The 15,291-nt window shown below is 67.8% G+C and carries 13 protein-coding genes; 9 read left to right on the top strand and 4 right to left on the bottom strand.

Features of this window, described 5'->3' with window-relative positions:
- Window positions 1-7: 7 nt before the first annotated feature.
- The 3 genes from EQ874_RS18900 to EQ874_RS18890 are packed head-to-tail and all read right to left on the bottom strand — an operon-like array spanning window position 8 to window position 2,896.
- Window positions 8-718 carry a glutamine amidotransferase gene (locus EQ874_RS18900; RefSeq protein ID WP_129977743.1) on the bottom strand — a complete coding sequence of 237 codons (711 nt, stop codon included), beginning with the start codon at window positions 716-718 and terminating at the stop codon, window positions 8-10.
- Window positions 711-1,964 carry a Mur ligase family protein gene (locus EQ874_RS18895; RefSeq protein ID WP_064062829.1) on the bottom strand — a complete coding sequence of 418 codons (1,254 nt, stop codon included), beginning with the start codon at window positions 1,962-1,964 and terminating at the stop codon, window positions 711-713. Before EQ874_RS18895 ends, EQ874_RS18900 begins: the two co-directional genes overlap by 8 nt.
- Window positions 1,859-2,896, bottom strand: coding sequence for an EamA family transporter (locus tag EQ874_RS18890; protein ID WP_129977742.1), 1,038 nt, complete (start codon window positions 2,894-2,896; stop codon window positions 1,859-1,861). The genes EQ874_RS18895 and EQ874_RS18890 overlap by 106 nt, the downstream gene beginning before the upstream one ends.
- Window positions 2,897-2,967: 71 nt before the next feature.
- On the opposite strand from EQ874_RS18890, the gene EQ874_RS18885 reads away from it, so the two are divergent.
- Window positions 2,968-3,864, top strand: a complete 897-nt coding sequence (locus EQ874_RS18885; protein ID WP_129977741.1) for a LysR family transcriptional regulator — start codon at window positions 2,968-2,970, stop codon at window positions 3,862-3,864.
- A 180-nt stretch (window positions 3,865-4,044) separates the two neighbouring features.
- Here EQ874_RS18885 and leuA read toward each other — a convergent pair whose 3' ends face one another.
- Window positions 4,045-5,856, bottom strand: a complete 1,812-nt coding sequence (leuA, locus tag EQ874_RS18880) for a 2-isopropylmalate synthase (protein WP_129977740.1) — start codon at window positions 5,854-5,856, stop codon at window positions 4,045-4,047.
- A gap of 444 nt (window positions 5,857-6,300) precedes the next feature.
- Here leuA and EQ874_RS18875 point away from each other — a divergent pair, with 444 nt between their 5' ends.
- The 8 genes from EQ874_RS18875 to EQ874_RS18840 all read left to right on the top strand — a co-directional run bounded on the left by EQ874_RS18875 (window position 6,301) and on the right by EQ874_RS18840 (window position 15,279).
- Window positions 6,301-7,566 carry an aspartate kinase gene (locus EQ874_RS18875; protein ID WP_016932516.1) on the top strand — a complete coding sequence of 422 codons (1,266 nt, stop codon included), beginning with the start codon at window positions 6,301-6,303 and terminating at the stop codon, window positions 7,564-7,566.
- Window positions 7,567-7,568: 2 nt separating this feature from the next.
- Window positions 7,569-8,630, top strand: coding sequence for an aspartate-semialdehyde dehydrogenase (locus EQ874_RS18870; protein ID WP_064062825.1), 1,062 nt, complete (start codon window positions 7,569-7,571; stop codon window positions 8,628-8,630).
- Window positions 8,631-8,769: 139 nt separating this feature from the next.
- Window positions 8,770-9,348, top strand: a complete 579-nt coding sequence (locus tag EQ874_RS18865) for a TetR/AcrR family transcriptional regulator (protein WP_064062824.1) — start codon at window positions 8,770-8,772, stop codon at window positions 9,346-9,348.
- The gene (locus EQ874_RS18860) at window positions 9,345-10,850 is read left to right on the top strand and encodes an NAD(P)/FAD-dependent oxidoreductase (RefSeq protein WP_129977739.1); all 1,506 of its coding nucleotides are present in this window, start codon (window positions 9,345-9,347) and stop codon (window positions 10,848-10,850) included. The genes EQ874_RS18865 and EQ874_RS18860 overlap by 4 nt, the downstream gene beginning before the upstream one ends.
- Window positions 10,847-12,559 (top strand): GMC family oxidoreductase, encoded by a 1,713-nt coding sequence (locus tag EQ874_RS18855; RefSeq protein ID WP_129977738.1) that lies wholly within the window; start codon window positions 10,847-10,849, stop codon window positions 12,557-12,559. Before EQ874_RS18860 ends, EQ874_RS18855 begins: the two co-directional genes overlap by 4 nt.
- Entirely contained in the window at window positions 12,552-13,184 is a 633-nt protein-coding gene (locus tag EQ874_RS18850) for a hypothetical protein (protein WP_129977804.1), read from the top strand. The genes EQ874_RS18855 and EQ874_RS18850 overlap by 8 nt, the downstream gene beginning before the upstream one ends.
- Window positions 13,185-13,289: 105 nt before the next feature.
- A complete protein-coding gene (locus EQ874_RS18845) occupies window positions 13,290-13,724 on the top strand; it encodes a Fur family transcriptional regulator (RefSeq protein ID WP_064062821.1) in 435 nt (144 codons plus the stop codon).
- A 94-nt stretch (window positions 13,725-13,818) separates the two neighbouring features.
- Complete coding sequence (locus tag EQ874_RS18840; protein ID WP_129977737.1) at window positions 13,819-15,279, top strand: catalase; 1,461 nt, start codon at window positions 13,819-13,821, stop codon at window positions 15,277-15,279.
- Window positions 15,280-15,291: the final 12 nt, after the last annotated feature.

The raw sequence follows: 15,291 nt of genomic DNA, 5'->3' as shown, positions 1-15,291 counted from the left end.
GCAACCGTCAGGCGCGCAACCGTTCCTGCCGCAGCAGATCGACCTCGGGGAGGTCCAGCGGCGGCAGGGAGTCCACGCCCAGAGCGCGCATGAGGAGGTGATCGGCGAGCTCGGGGTTGCGGGCGAGTACGGGACCGTGCAGATACGTGCCGATCACCGAGCCCTGCACGGCACCTTCGAGTCCGTCGCCCACGCCGTTGCCGACACCGCGGTCGACGCGGCCGAGCCCGATGGCATCGGAGCCGAGAGTCGTTCCACCGCGGTGGTTCTCGAATCCTGTCAGCGGCTGGGTGAGGCCGGCGAGGGCGGGCCGGATGACGATCTCGCCGATCGCGCGGGTCTGCTGCGGCGAGGTGGTCGCATCGAGGATGCCGACGCCGTCGACACGTTCGCCGGAGGACGTCTCGTACCAGTGGCCGAGCACCTGGATCGCGGCGCAGATCGCGAGCACCGGCGCTCCGCGCTCGGCTGCACGCTGCAGTCCCGGGTAGCGCTGCAGGTGCCGCGTGGCCAGCCGCTGTGCCGCGTCCTCCGCGCCGCCGAGGGTGTAGAGGTCGAGGGACTCGGGGACGGGATCGTTCAATCCGATCTCGACGACCTCGGCGTCGTGACCGCGCATCCGCAGTCGCTGGCGCAGCACCAGGGCGTTGCCGCCGTCGCCGTAGGTGCCCATCACGTCGGGCAGGACGAGTCCGATGCGGACGGTCGACTCAGACATGGGCAGCTCTCCTGGCAATGGCGGTGTTGAGATCGCGGAACGCGGTGTAGTTGGCGAGCACCTCCACACGGCCGGGAGGGCACGAGGCGATGGCCTTCAGCGGATCCGGCACCAACGTGTGCTCGACCCCCGCATAGGTCAGACGGACCGCGAGATCGGTGCCGCGTTCACCTGCGGCGACGACCTGCACGCCCTCGAAGTGCTCGAACCGCACGTCCCACAACCACGACAGGTCCTCGCCGTCCGGCACCTGACCGTTGACGGCGATGACCAGACCGTCGACGGTCGGATCGATCATCGACAGGGCCTCCTGCCAGCCGGCGGGGTTCTTCGCGAGAAGCATGTGCACCGAATGCGGCCCGACCTGCACCGTCTTGTAGCGGCCGGCGACCTCCTCCACGACCGCTGCGGCCGCGACGGCCTTCTCCGGATCGGCGCCGAGGGCCACGGCGGCCGCGACCGCCTGGGCGGCGTTCCCGCGGTTCGCGCGGCCGGGGAGGGTGAGCTTCAGCGGGAGGACGAGACCGTCGGGTCCGTGGAGGTTCTCGTCGTCGACCCACCAGTCGGGTGTCGGGCGCGCGAAATCGGAGCCCGTGCTGTACCAGTGGTCACCTTCACGGACGATCGGTTCGCCCGAGCGCGGGCAGCTCACCGAGTCGTTGGCCCAGCCGGCTCCGGCGGCGACCCACACGACGTTCGGGTTGTCGTAGGCGGCGGACGTGACGAGCACGTCGTCGCAGTTCGCGACGATCACGGCGTCGGGATGCCGCTTCAGGCCCTCGCGCAGCTTCCGCTCGATCATGTTGATCTCACCGACCCGGTCGAGCTGGTCGCGGCTGAGATTGAGCAGCACGATCGCTCTGGGTTCGAGGGAGTCGGCGACGTGCGGGGTGTGGAGCTCGTCGACCTCGATCGCGGCGAGCGGCGCCCGGAGGTCGGTGGCGAGAGCGGCGACGATCCCGGCGTCCATGTTCGCGCCGTCCGCCTGGGTGACGACCGAATCGATCGTCTCGAGAGCGGCGGCCGTCATGCGTGTCGTCGTGGACTTGCCGTTCGTCCCGGTGACGAGCACGGTCTGCCGGCCGTGGCCGAGCTGCTTCATCAGTGCCGGATCGATCTTCAGGGCGACGAGCCCTCCGATCATCGAGCCCTTACCGCGTCCGGCCTTCTGGGACGCCCACGCGGCGGCCCGGGCTGCGCGTAGTGCGAGCCGTCCACGTGCGGTGATTCCTGTGCTGGTTCCCACGTCGGCGAGTGTTCCACAGGCGCGGGAGCGTTGTGTCGCCGGAGGAGCGTCCTGCTCGTCACACTGCCGCGGCCACCCTGGGCGGCGAGGGCTCCGACGACGACGATCACACCGCCGATCAGGGACGACGGCGCCGGTCGCTCACCGAGCGTGATCCATGCGACGGTGAAACCTACGACCGGCACGATGAGGGAGAGCGGCGCCACGGTCCCGGCGGGATAGCGCGACAGCAGCGAGGCGTAGATCCCGGTACCGACGATCGTGCCCGCCAGCACGACGTAGGCGAGTCCGGCCAGTGCCAGGCCCCCGTCCACGGTGGTGACGGCGGTACCGAGGGTGGACCACGCCTGCGGGCCCTCGACGAACCAGGAGACCCCGAAGAACGGGAGCACGGGCACGACGCACATCCACATCATCAGGCGCATGGGGTCACCGGCGCCGGCCTTGCGGGTCCCGATGTTGCCGACCGCCCACGACAGTCCGGCGAGCAATGCGAGGGTCATGGGTATCAGGCTCGCGTCCGCGGCGCCCTGTCCCACGGCGACGATCACCATGCCGGACACGGCGACCACGAGACCGGCGAGACGGATGCCGTCGAGCCGTTCGCGCAGGAACAGCGCGGCGAGCAGGACCGTGAAGGGCGCTGACGACTGCAGTACGAGGGACGCGAGGCCGGTGGGCAGACCGGCCTCCATCGCCCAGAAGAGGAACGCGAACTGGGCGAAACCGAATCCGGCGCCGTACAGCAGGAGCCAGCGCAGCGGAACAGCGGGTCGCGGGACGAACAGCACCACCGGGACGGCGATGACCGCGAAGCGCAGACCGGCGAAGAAGAACGGAGGGAAGTGGTCGAGACCCATCCTGATCGCGAGGAAGTTGCATCCCCAGAGCACCACAACAGTGAGAGCGAGCAGACGGTCCCGGAACGACATGCATAGATTCTTTGCCCAGGAAACAATCAGATCAAGCGAATGTTTCTGAAGAGATCGTGTAATTTTTCTACATGGATGTCGCGCGCATGCGGATTCTTCGCGAACTCGCCGACCGCGAGACGGTGGCCGCGACCGCTGCGGCCCTGTCGATGACGCCGTCGGCCGTGTCGCAGCAGCTCAAGGTGCTCGGGCAGGAGGCGGGAGTCCCGCTGCTCGAACCGGACGGTCGCCGGCTACGGTTCACCGACGCGGGTCGTGCGCTGGTGGTGCGCGCCGACGAGGTGCTCGACGCCCTCGACCGAGCGACCGACGAGATGGCCGCCTACGCGCGGTCGCCTCGCGGGCGGGTACGCGTGGCGTCGTTCCCCTCGGGGGCGGCGCTCCTGCTCCCGGCCGTGCTCGAAGCAGCCGAAGCGATCGGTGTCGAGCTGGACGTGAGCGACGAGGACGTCCCTGCCTCGGCCGCACCCGCTCTGCTCGCCGACTACGACGTGGTGCTCACCCACCGCGACGAGCGATCGGCGCCGCTGTCGGGACCCCGCCTCCATGTCGAGACGCTGATGCGTGAACCGATCGATCTCGTCCTGCCGTCCGGGCACCGCCTCGCGTCGCAGGAACGCGTGCGGGTCGACGAACTCGCGGGGGAGAGCTGGATCAGTGTGCGGGGTGGTTTCCCCGTCGACGACGTGCTGCTCTCCGTCGCCGCGGTGACAGAAATACGGCCGCGAGTTGCGCACCGCATCAATGACTTCCGTGTCATCGAAGAGCTCGTGGCGGCGAGTCGCGGGGTGGCGCTGCTGCCCCGGTACTCGGTGCTGCACCCGGCGCTGGTGCGGCTGCCGTTGGCCGGGGTGCGCGCGGCACGGATCTACGAACTCGTCACCCGCCCGGGCGCGGCGCGACGACCGGCCGTGGGCGCGGTGCTCGACAGCTTCCGTGCCGCCGCGGCGCGGAAGCTGTCGACGTGAGAAACGACGCGATCGTGCGGGTCGGGCGAGCACCCCGGCCTTCAGTGCATCGAACTCGTCCCGGTCGATGACACCGTCGTCGAGCAACTGTCGATGTCCGGATGAACTGCCGGGGTGAAATCCCGGACAACGACGAATGCGGTGGCCCCCGAAGGGGCCACCGCATTTCTGTCGGAAGGGTCAGCGGTGCGAACGGTTCACCGCGGAGACCACCGCGCGCAGCGACGCCGTGGTGATCGACGGGGCGATACCCGCGCCCCACACCAGCGTGGTCGTGCCGTCGGGACGCGTGACGTCGGCCTCGACGTATGCGGCGGCGTTGGCGTCGTCGCCGGCGGACATGGCGTGCTCGGCGTAACCGCGGACGGCCACCCGGTAGCCCAGCGACTCGAGGGCATCGACGAAGGCCGCCAACGGGCCGTTGCCGGTACCGGAGATCTCCTTCTCCACGCCGTCGACCACGAGCACAGCGGTGATGGTGTCCTCGCCGTCGTCGGTCTCGGCTGCGGTGACCTTCTGCCGGATGCGTTCGAGCGGCGTGACCGGAGCCAGGTACTCCTCGTGGAAGATGTCCCACATCTCCTTGGGGCTGACCTCGCCACCTTCGCCGTCGGTGACCTTCTGCACGGCCTGCGAGAACTCGATCTGCAGACGTCGCGGCAGATTCAGGCCGTGGTCCTGCTTCATGATGTACGCGATGCCGCCCTTGCCGGACTGCGAGTTCACGCGGATCACGGCCTCGTAGGTACGGCCGACATCCTTCGGGTCGATGGGCAGATACGGCACGGCCCAGGTGTGGTCGTCGACGTCGACGCCGGCGGCCTCCGCGTCGACCTTCATCGCGTCCATACCCTTGTTGATCGCGTCCTGATGGCTGCCGGAGAAGGCGGTGTAGACCAGGTCGCCGCCGTAGGGATGGCGCTCGGGGACGGGCAGCTGGTTGCAATACTCGACGGTGCGGCGGATCTCGTCGATGTTCGAGAAATCGATCTGCGGGTCGATGCCGCGGCTGAACATGTTCATGCCCAGGGTCACCAGGCACACGTTGCCGGTGCGCTCACCGTTGCCGAACAGGCAGCCCTCGATACGGTCGGCGCCGGCCTGGTAACCCAGTTCGGCCGCCGCGACACCGGTGCCGCGGTCGTTGTGCGGGTGCAGCGACAGGATGATCGAATCGCGCTTCGCCAGGTTGCGGTGCATCCACTCGATCGAATCGGCATACACATTGGGCGTGGCCATCTCGACCGTTGCCGGCAGGTTGATGATGACCGGGTTCTCCGGGGTCGCGCCGAGGGTCTCGACGACCGCGTCGCAGACCTCCTTGGCGTACGACAGTTCGGTTCCCGTGTAGGACTCGGGGGAGTACTCCCAGCGCCAGTTCGTGTCGGGGTGGTTCTTCGCCTCCTCGAGCACCAGTTCGGCCGCGTCGGTGGCGATCTTCTTCACCGTCTCCTTGTCGGCCCGGAACACCACGCGCCGCTGCAGGATCGACGTCGAGTTGTAGAAGTGCACGATCACGTTCTGTGCCCCGGCGCAGGCCTCGAAGGTGCGCTTGATCAGTTCGGGACGGGACTGCGTCAGGACCTGGATGGTGACGTCGTCGGGAATCGCGCCGTCTTCGATGATCTCGCGGACGAAGTCGAAGTCGGTCTGGCTCGCGGACGGGAAACCGACCTCGATCTCCTTGTATCCCATGCGCACGAGCAGATCGAACATGCGCCGCTTGCGAGCGGGGCTCATCGGGTCGATCAGGGCCTGGTTGCCGTCGCGCAGGTCCACGGCACACCAGGCGGGAGCGCGATCGATGATCTTGTCGGGCCAGGTGCGGTCGGGCAGCGAGACCGGCTCGACCTCCTCGGCGAACGGCCGGTACCGGTAGGCCGGCATCGACGAGTTCTTCTGCTTGTTCCACGACGGCTGGTCGGCCGGGCCCGGCTTGCTCGGCGGCGTGATGGTGCGCGAGCCGGAGGTGAAAGCGTCGGCGGGTGACATGACGTAACTCCAAAGAGAAAAGGGACCTGTAGGCCCAGATCGAATATCGACCGGCGCGTCGAAACCCCGCGACGGGAAGCCGGTCTGGTCAGATCCCGCCGCGGCGGCCGAGGAGAAGCACGCGCTGCATGTGGAGAAGTGTATCGCGACATCCCCCACAGCACCCAAGTGGCACCGCCCACACCCGACCGGATCGCCGGCTCGTGACCCGATCGATACACACTCGCCGGACATGACGGGTGATCGGCGAGTCGATGGGATCGTGCCCCGTTCATCCATCCCCGGCCCACGGAATCGGACCCGTACTTCGCCGCGTCCCGATGGAGCGACCACACCGTCATGCTGTTGCACACGACACTTTCCTGAGACGCCCCGGGGCGACGAAAGGCGCGGTCGGTAAGCTGGGCCACTGGACTTGTTCCCGAAACTCGGAGGTTGGCCAGCGTGGCACTCGTCGTCCAGAAGTACGGAGGATCCTCGGTCGCGACGGCCGAGCGGATCCGGCGCGTCGCTGAAAGGATCGTCGAGACCAAGAAGGCGGGCAACGACGTCGTGGTCGTCGTCTCGGCCATGGGAGACACGACCGACGAACTCCTCGATCTCGCGCAGCAGGTGTGCCCGGTCCCGCCGGCCCGCGAGATGGACATGCTCCTCACCTCCGGTGAGCGCATCTCCAACGCCCTCGTCGCGATGGCGATCCACTCGCTCGGCGCCGAGGCCCGGTCGTTCACCGGTTCGCAGGCCGGCGTGATCACCACGGGCAGCCACGGCAAGGCGAAGATCATCGACGTCACCCCCGGCCGTGTGCGCACCGCCCTCGACGAGGGCAGCATCGTGCTCGTCGCCGGCTTCCAGGGTGTGAGCCAGGACAGCAAGGACATCACGACTCTCGGTCGTGGCGGTTCGGACACCACCGCCGTCGCACTCGCCGCCGCGTTGAAGGCCGACGTCTGCGAGATCTACACCGACGTCGACGGCGTGTTCACCGCGGACCCGCGCATCGTCAAGGACGCTCAGCGACTCGAGAAGGTCTCGTTCGAGGAGATGCTCGAGCTCGCCGCGTGCGGCGCGAAGGTTCTCATGCTGCGGTGCGTGGAGTACGCCCGCCGCTACAACGTGCCCGTGCACGTTCGTTCGTCGTACACCACCAAGCCCGGCACCATCGTGTCCGGATCGATGGAGGACATTCCTGTGGAAGAGGCCCTGATCACCGGCGTTGCGCACGATCGCAGCGAAGCCAAGATCACCGTCGTCGGAATCCCCGACACTCCCGGTTACGCCGCCAAGGTGTTCCGTGCCGTCGCCGACGCCGAGATCAACATCGACATGGTGCTGCAGAACATCTCGAAGGTGGAGACCGGCAAGACCGACATCACCTTCACCTGCCCGAAGAGCGACGGGCCGCGTGCGGTCGAACTGCTCACCAAGCAGCAGAGCGATATCGGCTTCACCCAGGTCCTCTTCGACGACCACATCGGCAAGGTCTCCCTCGTGGGTGCCGGTATGAAGAGCCATCCCGGTGTCACGGCCAAGTTCTGCGAGGCTCTCGCCGGCTCCGGTATCAACATCGACCTGATCTCGACCTCGGAGATCCGCATCTCCGTGCTGGTCGACGACAACGAACTCGACGACGCCGTGCGCGCGCTGCACGCGGCATTCGAGCTCGGCGGCGACGAAGAAGCCGTCGTGCACGCAGGAACGGGGCGGTAACAATGACCACCGATCACGCGAGCCGGGCGACGGGGACGACCGTCGCAGTCGTAGGTGCCACCGGTCAGGTCGGCATCGTCATGCGCACTCTGCTCGAGGAGCGCAACTTCCCCGCCGACACGGTGCGGTTCTTCGCGTCGGCCCGCTCGGCCGGCAAGAAGCTGCCGTTCCGCGGTGAGGAGATCGTCGTCGAGGACGTCGCCGCGACCTCCGACGAGGATCTGAAGGGCATCGACATCGCGCTGTTCTCGGCCGGTGGCACCCTCTCCAAGGAGCAGGCGCCGCGGTTCGCGGCGGCCGGTGCGATCGTCGTCGACAACTCGTCGGCGTGGCGCAAGGATCCCGAGGTCCCGCTCGTGGTGAGCGAGGTCAACCCGGAGCAGGTCAAGAACCCCCCGAAGGGCATCATCGCCAACCCGAACTGCACCACCATGGCTGCGATGCCGGTGCTCAAGGCGCTGCACGACGAGGCCGGGCTCCAGCGCCTGATCGTGTCGAGCTACCAGGCCGTCTCCGGTAGCGGCCTGGCAGGCGTCGAGGAACTCGTCGGCCAGGTGCGTGCCGTCGCCGACGAGGCCGACAAGCTCGTCCATGCGGGCGACGCGGTCGACTTCCCGGCCCCGAAAAACTACGTCGCCCCCATCGCGTTCAACGTGGTGCCGCTCGCGGGTTCGATCGTCGACGACGGATCCGGTGAGACGGACGAGGACCAGAAGCTGCGCAACGAGTCGCGCAAGATCCTCGGTCTGCCCGACCTGCTCGTGTCGGGCACGTGCGTACGTGTTCCCGTCGTGACCGGTCACTCGCTGTCGATCAATGCCGAGTTCGAGCGGCCGCTGTCGGTCGAACGTGCGCAGGAACTGCTCGCGAACGCGCCGGGCGTCCGACTCGTGGACGTGCCCACCCCGCTCGCGGCAGCGGGTGACGACGTCTCGCTCGTGGGTCGTATCCGCCAGGACCCGGGTGTTCCGGAGGGGCGCGGTCTCGCGCTCTTCGTCTCGGGCGACAATCTGCGCAAGGGTGCTGCCCTGAACACGATCCAGATCGCGGAGCTGCTCGTCTAGCGATCTTCCGAGCTTCTCGACGGAGCGGGCGGACCTCTTCCGGGTCCGCCCGCTCCGTCGATTTTCGGGTGACCTGCACTCCGGACGTTATTTACAAGCAGTCTGGACTGTTTGTTGTTTTCCCATTACGCTTCGGAGCGTGATCGAGGACACTGCGCCGAACGGTAGTCGGACCCAGGCGGAACGCACAGCCGCGACGCGAGGCAAGCTGCTCGACGCTGCGGTCGATTCGCTCGTCGAACACGGTTACTCGGGCACCAGCACCCAGGGCATCGCCAAACGTGCCGGAGTCTCGCGAGGCGCCCAGCTCCACCACTTCCCGACGAAGGAGAGTCTCGTCGTCGCGGCGGTCGGGCACCTCGTCGACAAGCGGCTGCGGGAGATCCTCGAGACGCGGCCCGACCCGGAGCACGGCTTCGAGGCCCTCATGGATGCCTTCTCCGGGCCGCTCTTCGCCGCGGCGCTCGAACTGTGGGTCGCGGCACGGACCGATCCGTCCCTGCACGAGGCCATGATCCCGCTCGAGCGCAAGGTCTCCGACGCTCTTCGCACCGGATGCCTCCAGATCATGGGCGACCGGGTCTCGCCCGACCACATCGACCTCAGCATCGAAATCGCCCGAGGCTTCGCCGTCTCGGCCCTGATGCGTACCCCCGAATCCGATCGAGAATTCCGGGAGCGCCTGCTCCCGGTCTGGAAGGCGCTGGTGATGAAATGAGTCTCGCACTGCTTCCCGATCACGTGCACACGCTCGTCGTCGGCGCGGGCTTCGGCGGTATCGGTATGGCCGCAACGCTGTTGCGCGAGAACCTCGATGCCGACGTCCTCGTCCTCGAGCGCGGTGACGATGTCGGTGGAACCTGGCGTGTGAACACCTATCCCGGTGCCGCATGCGATGTTCCGAGTGCGCTGTACTCGTTCTCCTTCGCGCCCGAACCCGACTGGTCGCGAGCGCACGGCACCCAGGAGGAGATCTACGCGTACCTCCGCCGCGTCGCCCGTGAGCAGGGTGTGACCGACCGGACGATGTTCGGATGCGAACTGCGTGAGGCGCAGTGGGATGCCGAGCGTGCCGTGTGGCGGATCTCCACCTCCCGCGGCGATCTGACCGCCGACGTGCTCGTCGCCGCGACCGGCACTCTCTCCACGCCCGTCCACCCGAAGGTGCCCGGACTGGACTTGTTCCGCGGCAAGAAGTTCCACTCGGCCGAGTGGGATCACGACCACGACCTCACCGGCGAGCGTGTCGCCGTCATCGGTACGGGAGCCTCGGCCGTCCAGTTCGTGCCGGCCATCGTCGATCGCGTCGAGCACCTCACGCTGTTCCAGCGCACCGCCTCCTGGGTGATGCCCAAGCACGACCACGTCATCGCGCGGTCGGTCCGCACGCTCTACCGGCGTCTCCCCGTCACCCAGAAGATCGTGCGCGCAGGGGTCTACGGGCAGAAGGAGATCTACGTCGTCGGAATGACGAAGCCTTTCGCCCGTAAGTGCTTCCTGCCGCTGTTCGAGGTTCGGGCCCGGCAGGTACTGCGCAGGAGCGTGCGCGATCCCGAACTGCGCAGGCGTCTGACACCGGACTTCGTGATCACCTGCAAGCGGATCCTCCTGTCCAACGACTGGTTCCCCGCCATCACCCGGCCGAATGTGGACGTCGTGTCCTCCGGTCTGGCGGCGGTCACCGAGAACGGTGTCGTCGACGACGACGGCACCGAATACCCCGTCGACACGATCATCTTCGGCACCGGTTTCACGCCGACGGAACCGCCAGTCGCGCACCATATCCGTGGGAGCGACGGCCGCACTCTCGCCGAGACGTGGGACGGCAGTCCGTCGGCCTATCTCGGGATCACCGTGCCCGGCTTCCCGAACCTGTTCCTCATGTACGGACCCAACACCAACCTCGGTCACAGCTCGATCGTGTACATGCTCGAATCGCAGGCCGATTACATCTCCGACGCGCTGCGCACGATGGAGCGCCGGGGAATTGCAGCCGTGGAGGTGCGCGACGACGCGGTGCGCCGTTACACCGCCGACCTCGATCCGGCACTGGACGACACGGTCTGGAACCAGGGTGGCTGCAGCAGCTGGTACATCGACGAGAAGGGCCGCAACTCCGTGATGTGGCCGACCTTCACATGGCAGTACCGGGCGCGGACCAAGCAGTTCGACCCGGAGAGCTACACCGAGCACCGAGCGACGGGAGGGGCGAGCGCATGACCCACTACGACGTCCTCGTCATCGGATCCGGATTCGGCGGCAGCGTTGCAGCACTGCGCGCCACCGAGAAGGGTTACACGGTGGGAGTTCTCGAAGCCGGACGGCGCTTCGAGGACGACGAGCTACCCGAGACGAGCTGGCGGCTGCGCAAGTACCTGTGGGCGCCCCAGCTGGGGTGCTACGGGGTGCAGCGTATGCACCTGCTGCCGAACGTGCTCGTCATGGCCGGTGCGGGTGTGGGCGGCGGGTCGCTGAACTACGCCAACACCCTGTACAAGCCCCCGACGCCCTTCTTCCGCGACCCGCAGTGGGGTCACATCACCGACTGGGAAGCGGAACTGACGCCCTACTACGACCAGGCGGCCCGGATGCTCGGGGTGCGCCCCAACCCCGGCACCACTCCCGCCGACGAAGTGATGCGCCAGGTCGCCGAGGAGATGGGTGTGGGCCACACCTACACGACCACCCCGGTCGGTGTGTTCTTCGACGAGCCCGGCAAGACGGTTCCCGACCCGTTCTTCGGCGGAGCGGGCCCCGACCGCACGGGATGCACCGAATGCGGCAGCTGCATGACGGGTTGCCGTGTGGGAGCGAAGAACACGCTCGTCAAGAACTATCTCTACCTCGCCGAGAAGGCCGGTGCGCACATCCACGCACTCACCACGGTGACCCGTGTGGTGCCCCGTCCGGGCGGCGGATACGAGGTCCACACCCGCAGCACCGACGGGATCAGGAAGCAGCACAAGGTCTTCACGGCCGACCAGGTGGTGGTCGCAGCCGGTACCTACGGTACGGCTCGCCTGCTGCTCGCGAGCCGGGAGACGGGTGATCTTCCGAACCTGTCGCCTGCTCTGGGCACCGTGGTGCGGACCAACTCCGAGGCGGTGCTCGCCGCGACCGCGCAGGATCGTGTCGTCGACTACACGCAGGGCGTGGCCATCACGTCGTCCTTCCATCCCGACGACCACACGCACATCGAGCCGGTGCGGTACGGCAAGGGCAGCAATCTGATCGGCCTGCTCCAGACGCTGCTCGTGGACGGTGGCACCCGTATGCCGCGACTGCTGAGGTTCTTCGGTGTCGCCGCGAAGAATCCCGGTGCCTTCCTCCGCTCGCTGTCGGTGCGGAACTGGTCGGAGCGCACGGTGATCGCCCTGGTCATGCAGACCGACGACAACTCGCTCGAGCTCGCGACGCGCCGCACACCGGTCGGCCGGGGACTGACCGGCAAACCGGGGCCGGGCACCCCGCCCCCCGAGTGGATCCCGGTGGGCCACGAGGCGGTTCGCCGCGTCGCCGACAAGATCGGCGGTGACGCCGGTGGTTCGATCGCCGACCTGTTCGACATCCCGATGACGGCGCATTTTCTCGGCGGCTGTGCGATCGGGGATTCACCGCGTAGCGGCACCGTCGATCCGTATCTGCGCGTCTACGGACACGAGGGGCTGCACGTCGTCGACGGGTCCGCGGTGAGCGCCAACCTCGGCGTGAACCCGTCGCTCACCATCACCGCGCAGGCCGAGCGTGCGATGGCGCTGTGGCCGAACAAGGGGCAGAAGGACAACCGGCCGCCGCTCGGTTCCGCGTACGAACCCGTGCAGCCCGTCCGGCCCGTGCGACCGGCCGTGCCCGTCGATGCTCCGGCGGCGCTGAGGCTCCCGATCACCCCCGTGCGAAAGGAGAGCACCCGTGCTCTGGACAGTGCCTGAGAGCAGGGATGACCGCACCGAGTACCCGGTCTCACCGCCGCCGCCCTGGCCGGCCGCCGTGCGGGCCACCCTGTGGTGGCATCGCAGCACGCCGGAGGCCGCCGAATACGGCCCGACCGGGCCGACACTGCCCGTCACGCTCGCGATGGCGGTCGATTATCTCGACTCGCCGGTCGGACCGTACCGCGAGGTGCTCGCCAGTCCGGTTCTGCGTCGCGGCCTGATCCCGGCGATGGCGGTGCCGTTCATCGCCGTCGATTCCGAGCCGTCGGTGCACGGAGGTCGCGAGCACTGGAAGCTGCCGAAGGTGCTTGCGAAGTTCGACGGAGACGTCCTCGGCGACTTCTCCGCGACCGGCGCGCGGTGGAGTGTCGCCACGTCGACCGTTCCGAAGGGGCCCGAACTGCCGATCGCGGGTGGGCTGACCTTCGCCCAGCCGATTCCCGGTGGTGCGGTCCGACGCGCCACGGCCCGGCTGCGGGGCAGGTTCCGCTATGCGCGGGTCATCGTCGCCGCGGAGGGGCCGACGCTGAGCCGCTGGCTGCGCCCGGGCACCCACCACGGCATCGTCATCACCTCCGGGCGGATGTCGACGGGCCGGTCACGGGTCGTGCACCGGGTGTAGGTCACCGGGTGTCGTGCGTGCGCTGATGGACCTGGTGTTCGGTCCACCGGCGGCCGCATCGATCCTTTTCTTGACTTATTCCAGAAAAGGGGCATACTTGGGGTCGTGCAACAAGGACGTGAGGATCACTTCGACCCCCAGGAGCAACTGCGCTCCGTGGGTCTGCGGGTGACCGCTCCCCGCGTTGCCGTACTGAGAACCGTTGCCGAGCATCCTCATTCGGATGCAGACCGGATCGCCGCACATGTGCGCGACGAACTCGGTTCGGTGTCGACGCAGGCTGTGTACGACGTACTCAAGGCATGCGTGGGGAACGGGCTGCTCCGCCGGATCGAACCGGCCGGTTCGCCCGCACGGTACGAGACCCGCATCGGCGACAACCATCACCACCTCGTGTGCCGCGCATGCGGCACGGTCGTCGACATCGACTGCGTCGTGGGGGCCGCGCCCTGTCTGACGCCGTCCGACGACCACGGCTTCGTCGTCGACGAAGCGGAGGTCACCTTCTGGGGCCTGTGCCCCTCCTGTCGCGAGAACTAGCTCCCGCTCACTTCGCCGGTGGCCCGGCCCGCCACGGGTCGAGCTGCCGGGTTCGTGTCCCGAGAACCCGAACCCACGTATTCGGAGGTCATCCATGACGAACACCCGTTTCACCACGAACAACGTCGGTATCCCCGTCGCGAGCGACGACGAGTCGCTGACCGCCGGCACCCAGGGCCCGATCCTGCTCCACGACCACTACCTGGTCGAGAAGCTCGCGCACTTCAACCGCGAGCGCGTACCCGAGCGCGTCGTGCACGCCAAGGGCGCCGGTGCGTTCGGTGAGCTCGTCGTCACCGAGGACGTCTCCGCCTACACCAAGGCCGAGCTGTTCCAGCCCGGTGCGACAACCGAGATGCTGGCCCGCTTTTCGACCGTCGCCGGTGAGCAGGGCAGCCCCGACACCTGGCGCGACCCGCGTGGCTTCGCCCTGAAGTTCTACACCGAGGACGGGAACTACGATCTCGTCGGCAACAACACCCCGGTCTTCTTCATCAAGGACCCCATCAAGTTCCCCGACTTCATCCACTCGCAGAAGCGCCTGCCCGGCTCCGGCCTGCGCGACCACACGATGCAGTGGGACTTCTGGACTCTGCGTCCCGAGACGGCGCACCAGGTCACCTGGCTGATGGGCGACCGCGGCCTGCCGCGCACCTGGCGGCACATGGACGGCTTCGGCTCGCACACCTACCAGTGGATCAATGCCGCCGGTGAGCGCTTCTGGGTGAAATACCACTTCAAGACCGACCAGGGCATCGAGTTCCTCACCCAGGCCGAGGCCGACCGCCTGGCCGGTTCCGATCCCGACTACCACCGCGCCGACCTGTACACGGCGATCGAGCGCGGCGAGTTCCCGAGCTGGACGCTCCACGTGCAGATCATGCCGGTCGCGGAGGCGGAGAACTACCGGTTCAACCCGTTCGACCTGACCAAGGTGTGGTCGCAGAAGGACTACCCGTTGATCAAGGTCGGCACCATGACCCTGAACCGCAACCCGCGCAACTTCTTCGCGGAGATCGAGCAGGCCGCGTTCGCGCCGTCGAACATCGTGCCGGGCATCGGTTTCTCGCCCGACAAGATGCTGCTCGGCCGCGTGTTCTCCTACGCCGACGCCCATCGCTACCGCATCGGCGTCAACCACGCACAGCTGCCGGTGAACTCCGCGAAGGCCGCCCGTGTCGACTCCTACAGCAAGGAGGGCAGCATGGCCTACACCTTCGGCGACCCGCAGACGCCGGTCTACGCACCGAACAGCTTCGGCGGCCCGCACGCCGACCCCGGGCGGGCCGGTGACGAAGGCCTGTGGGACTTCGGAACCGAGGCCGTGCGTGCGGGATACGTGCAGCACCGCGAGGACGACGACTTCGCCCAGGCGGGCACTCTCGTCCGCGAGGTGATGGACGACGCGGCACGTGAGCGGCTCGTGAACAACATCGTCGGTCACGTCCTCGGCGGTACCTCGGAGGCGCTCTACGAGCGGATCTTCGAGTACTGGCGCAATGTCGACGAGGAACTCGGCAAGCGGGTCGAGGCGGGCGTGCGCGCCGGAGCCTGATCCGTCGCCGGG

It is taken from the genome of Rhodococcus sp. Q1 (genome assembly GCF_004153645.1).
Classification (GTDB): domain Bacteria; phylum Actinomycetota; class Actinomycetes; order Mycobacteriales; family Mycobacteriaceae; genus Rhodococcus; species Rhodococcus gordoniae.
Note: the sequence above shows the minus strand (reverse complement) of the source record. Positions and strands in the feature narration are given on the sequence as shown.

Bases quoted from the DNA above. Each gene is read 5' to 3' on its own strand.
- EQ874_RS18900 (WP_129977743.1), bottom strand. From the start codon at position 718: ATGTCTGAGTCGACCGTCCGCATCGGACTCGTCCTGCCCGACGTGATG.
- EQ874_RS18890 (WP_129977742.1), bottom strand. From the start codon at position 2,896: ATGTCGTTCCGGGACCGTCTGCTCGCTCTCACTGTTGTGGTGCTCTGG.
- EQ874_RS18885 (WP_129977741.1), top strand. From the start codon at position 2,968: ATGGATGTCGCGCGCATGCGGATTCTTCGCGAACTCGCCGACCGCGAG.
- leuA (WP_129977740.1), bottom strand. From the start codon at position 5,856: ATGTCACCCGCCGACGCTTTCACCTCCGGCTCGCGCACCATCACGCCG.
- EQ874_RS18870 (WP_064062825.1), top strand. From the start codon at position 7,569: ATGACCACCGATCACGCGAGCCGGGCGACGGGGACGACCGTCGCAGTC.
- EQ874_RS18860 (WP_129977739.1), top strand. From the start codon at position 9,345: ATGAGTCTCGCACTGCTTCCCGATCACGTGCACACGCTCGTCGTCGGC.
- EQ874_RS18855 (WP_129977738.1), top strand. From the start codon at position 10,847: ATGACCCACTACGACGTCCTCGTCATCGGATCCGGATTCGGCGGCAGC.
- EQ874_RS18840 (WP_129977737.1), top strand. From the start codon at position 13,819: ATGACGAACACCCGTTTCACCACGAACAACGTCGGTATCCCCGTCGCG.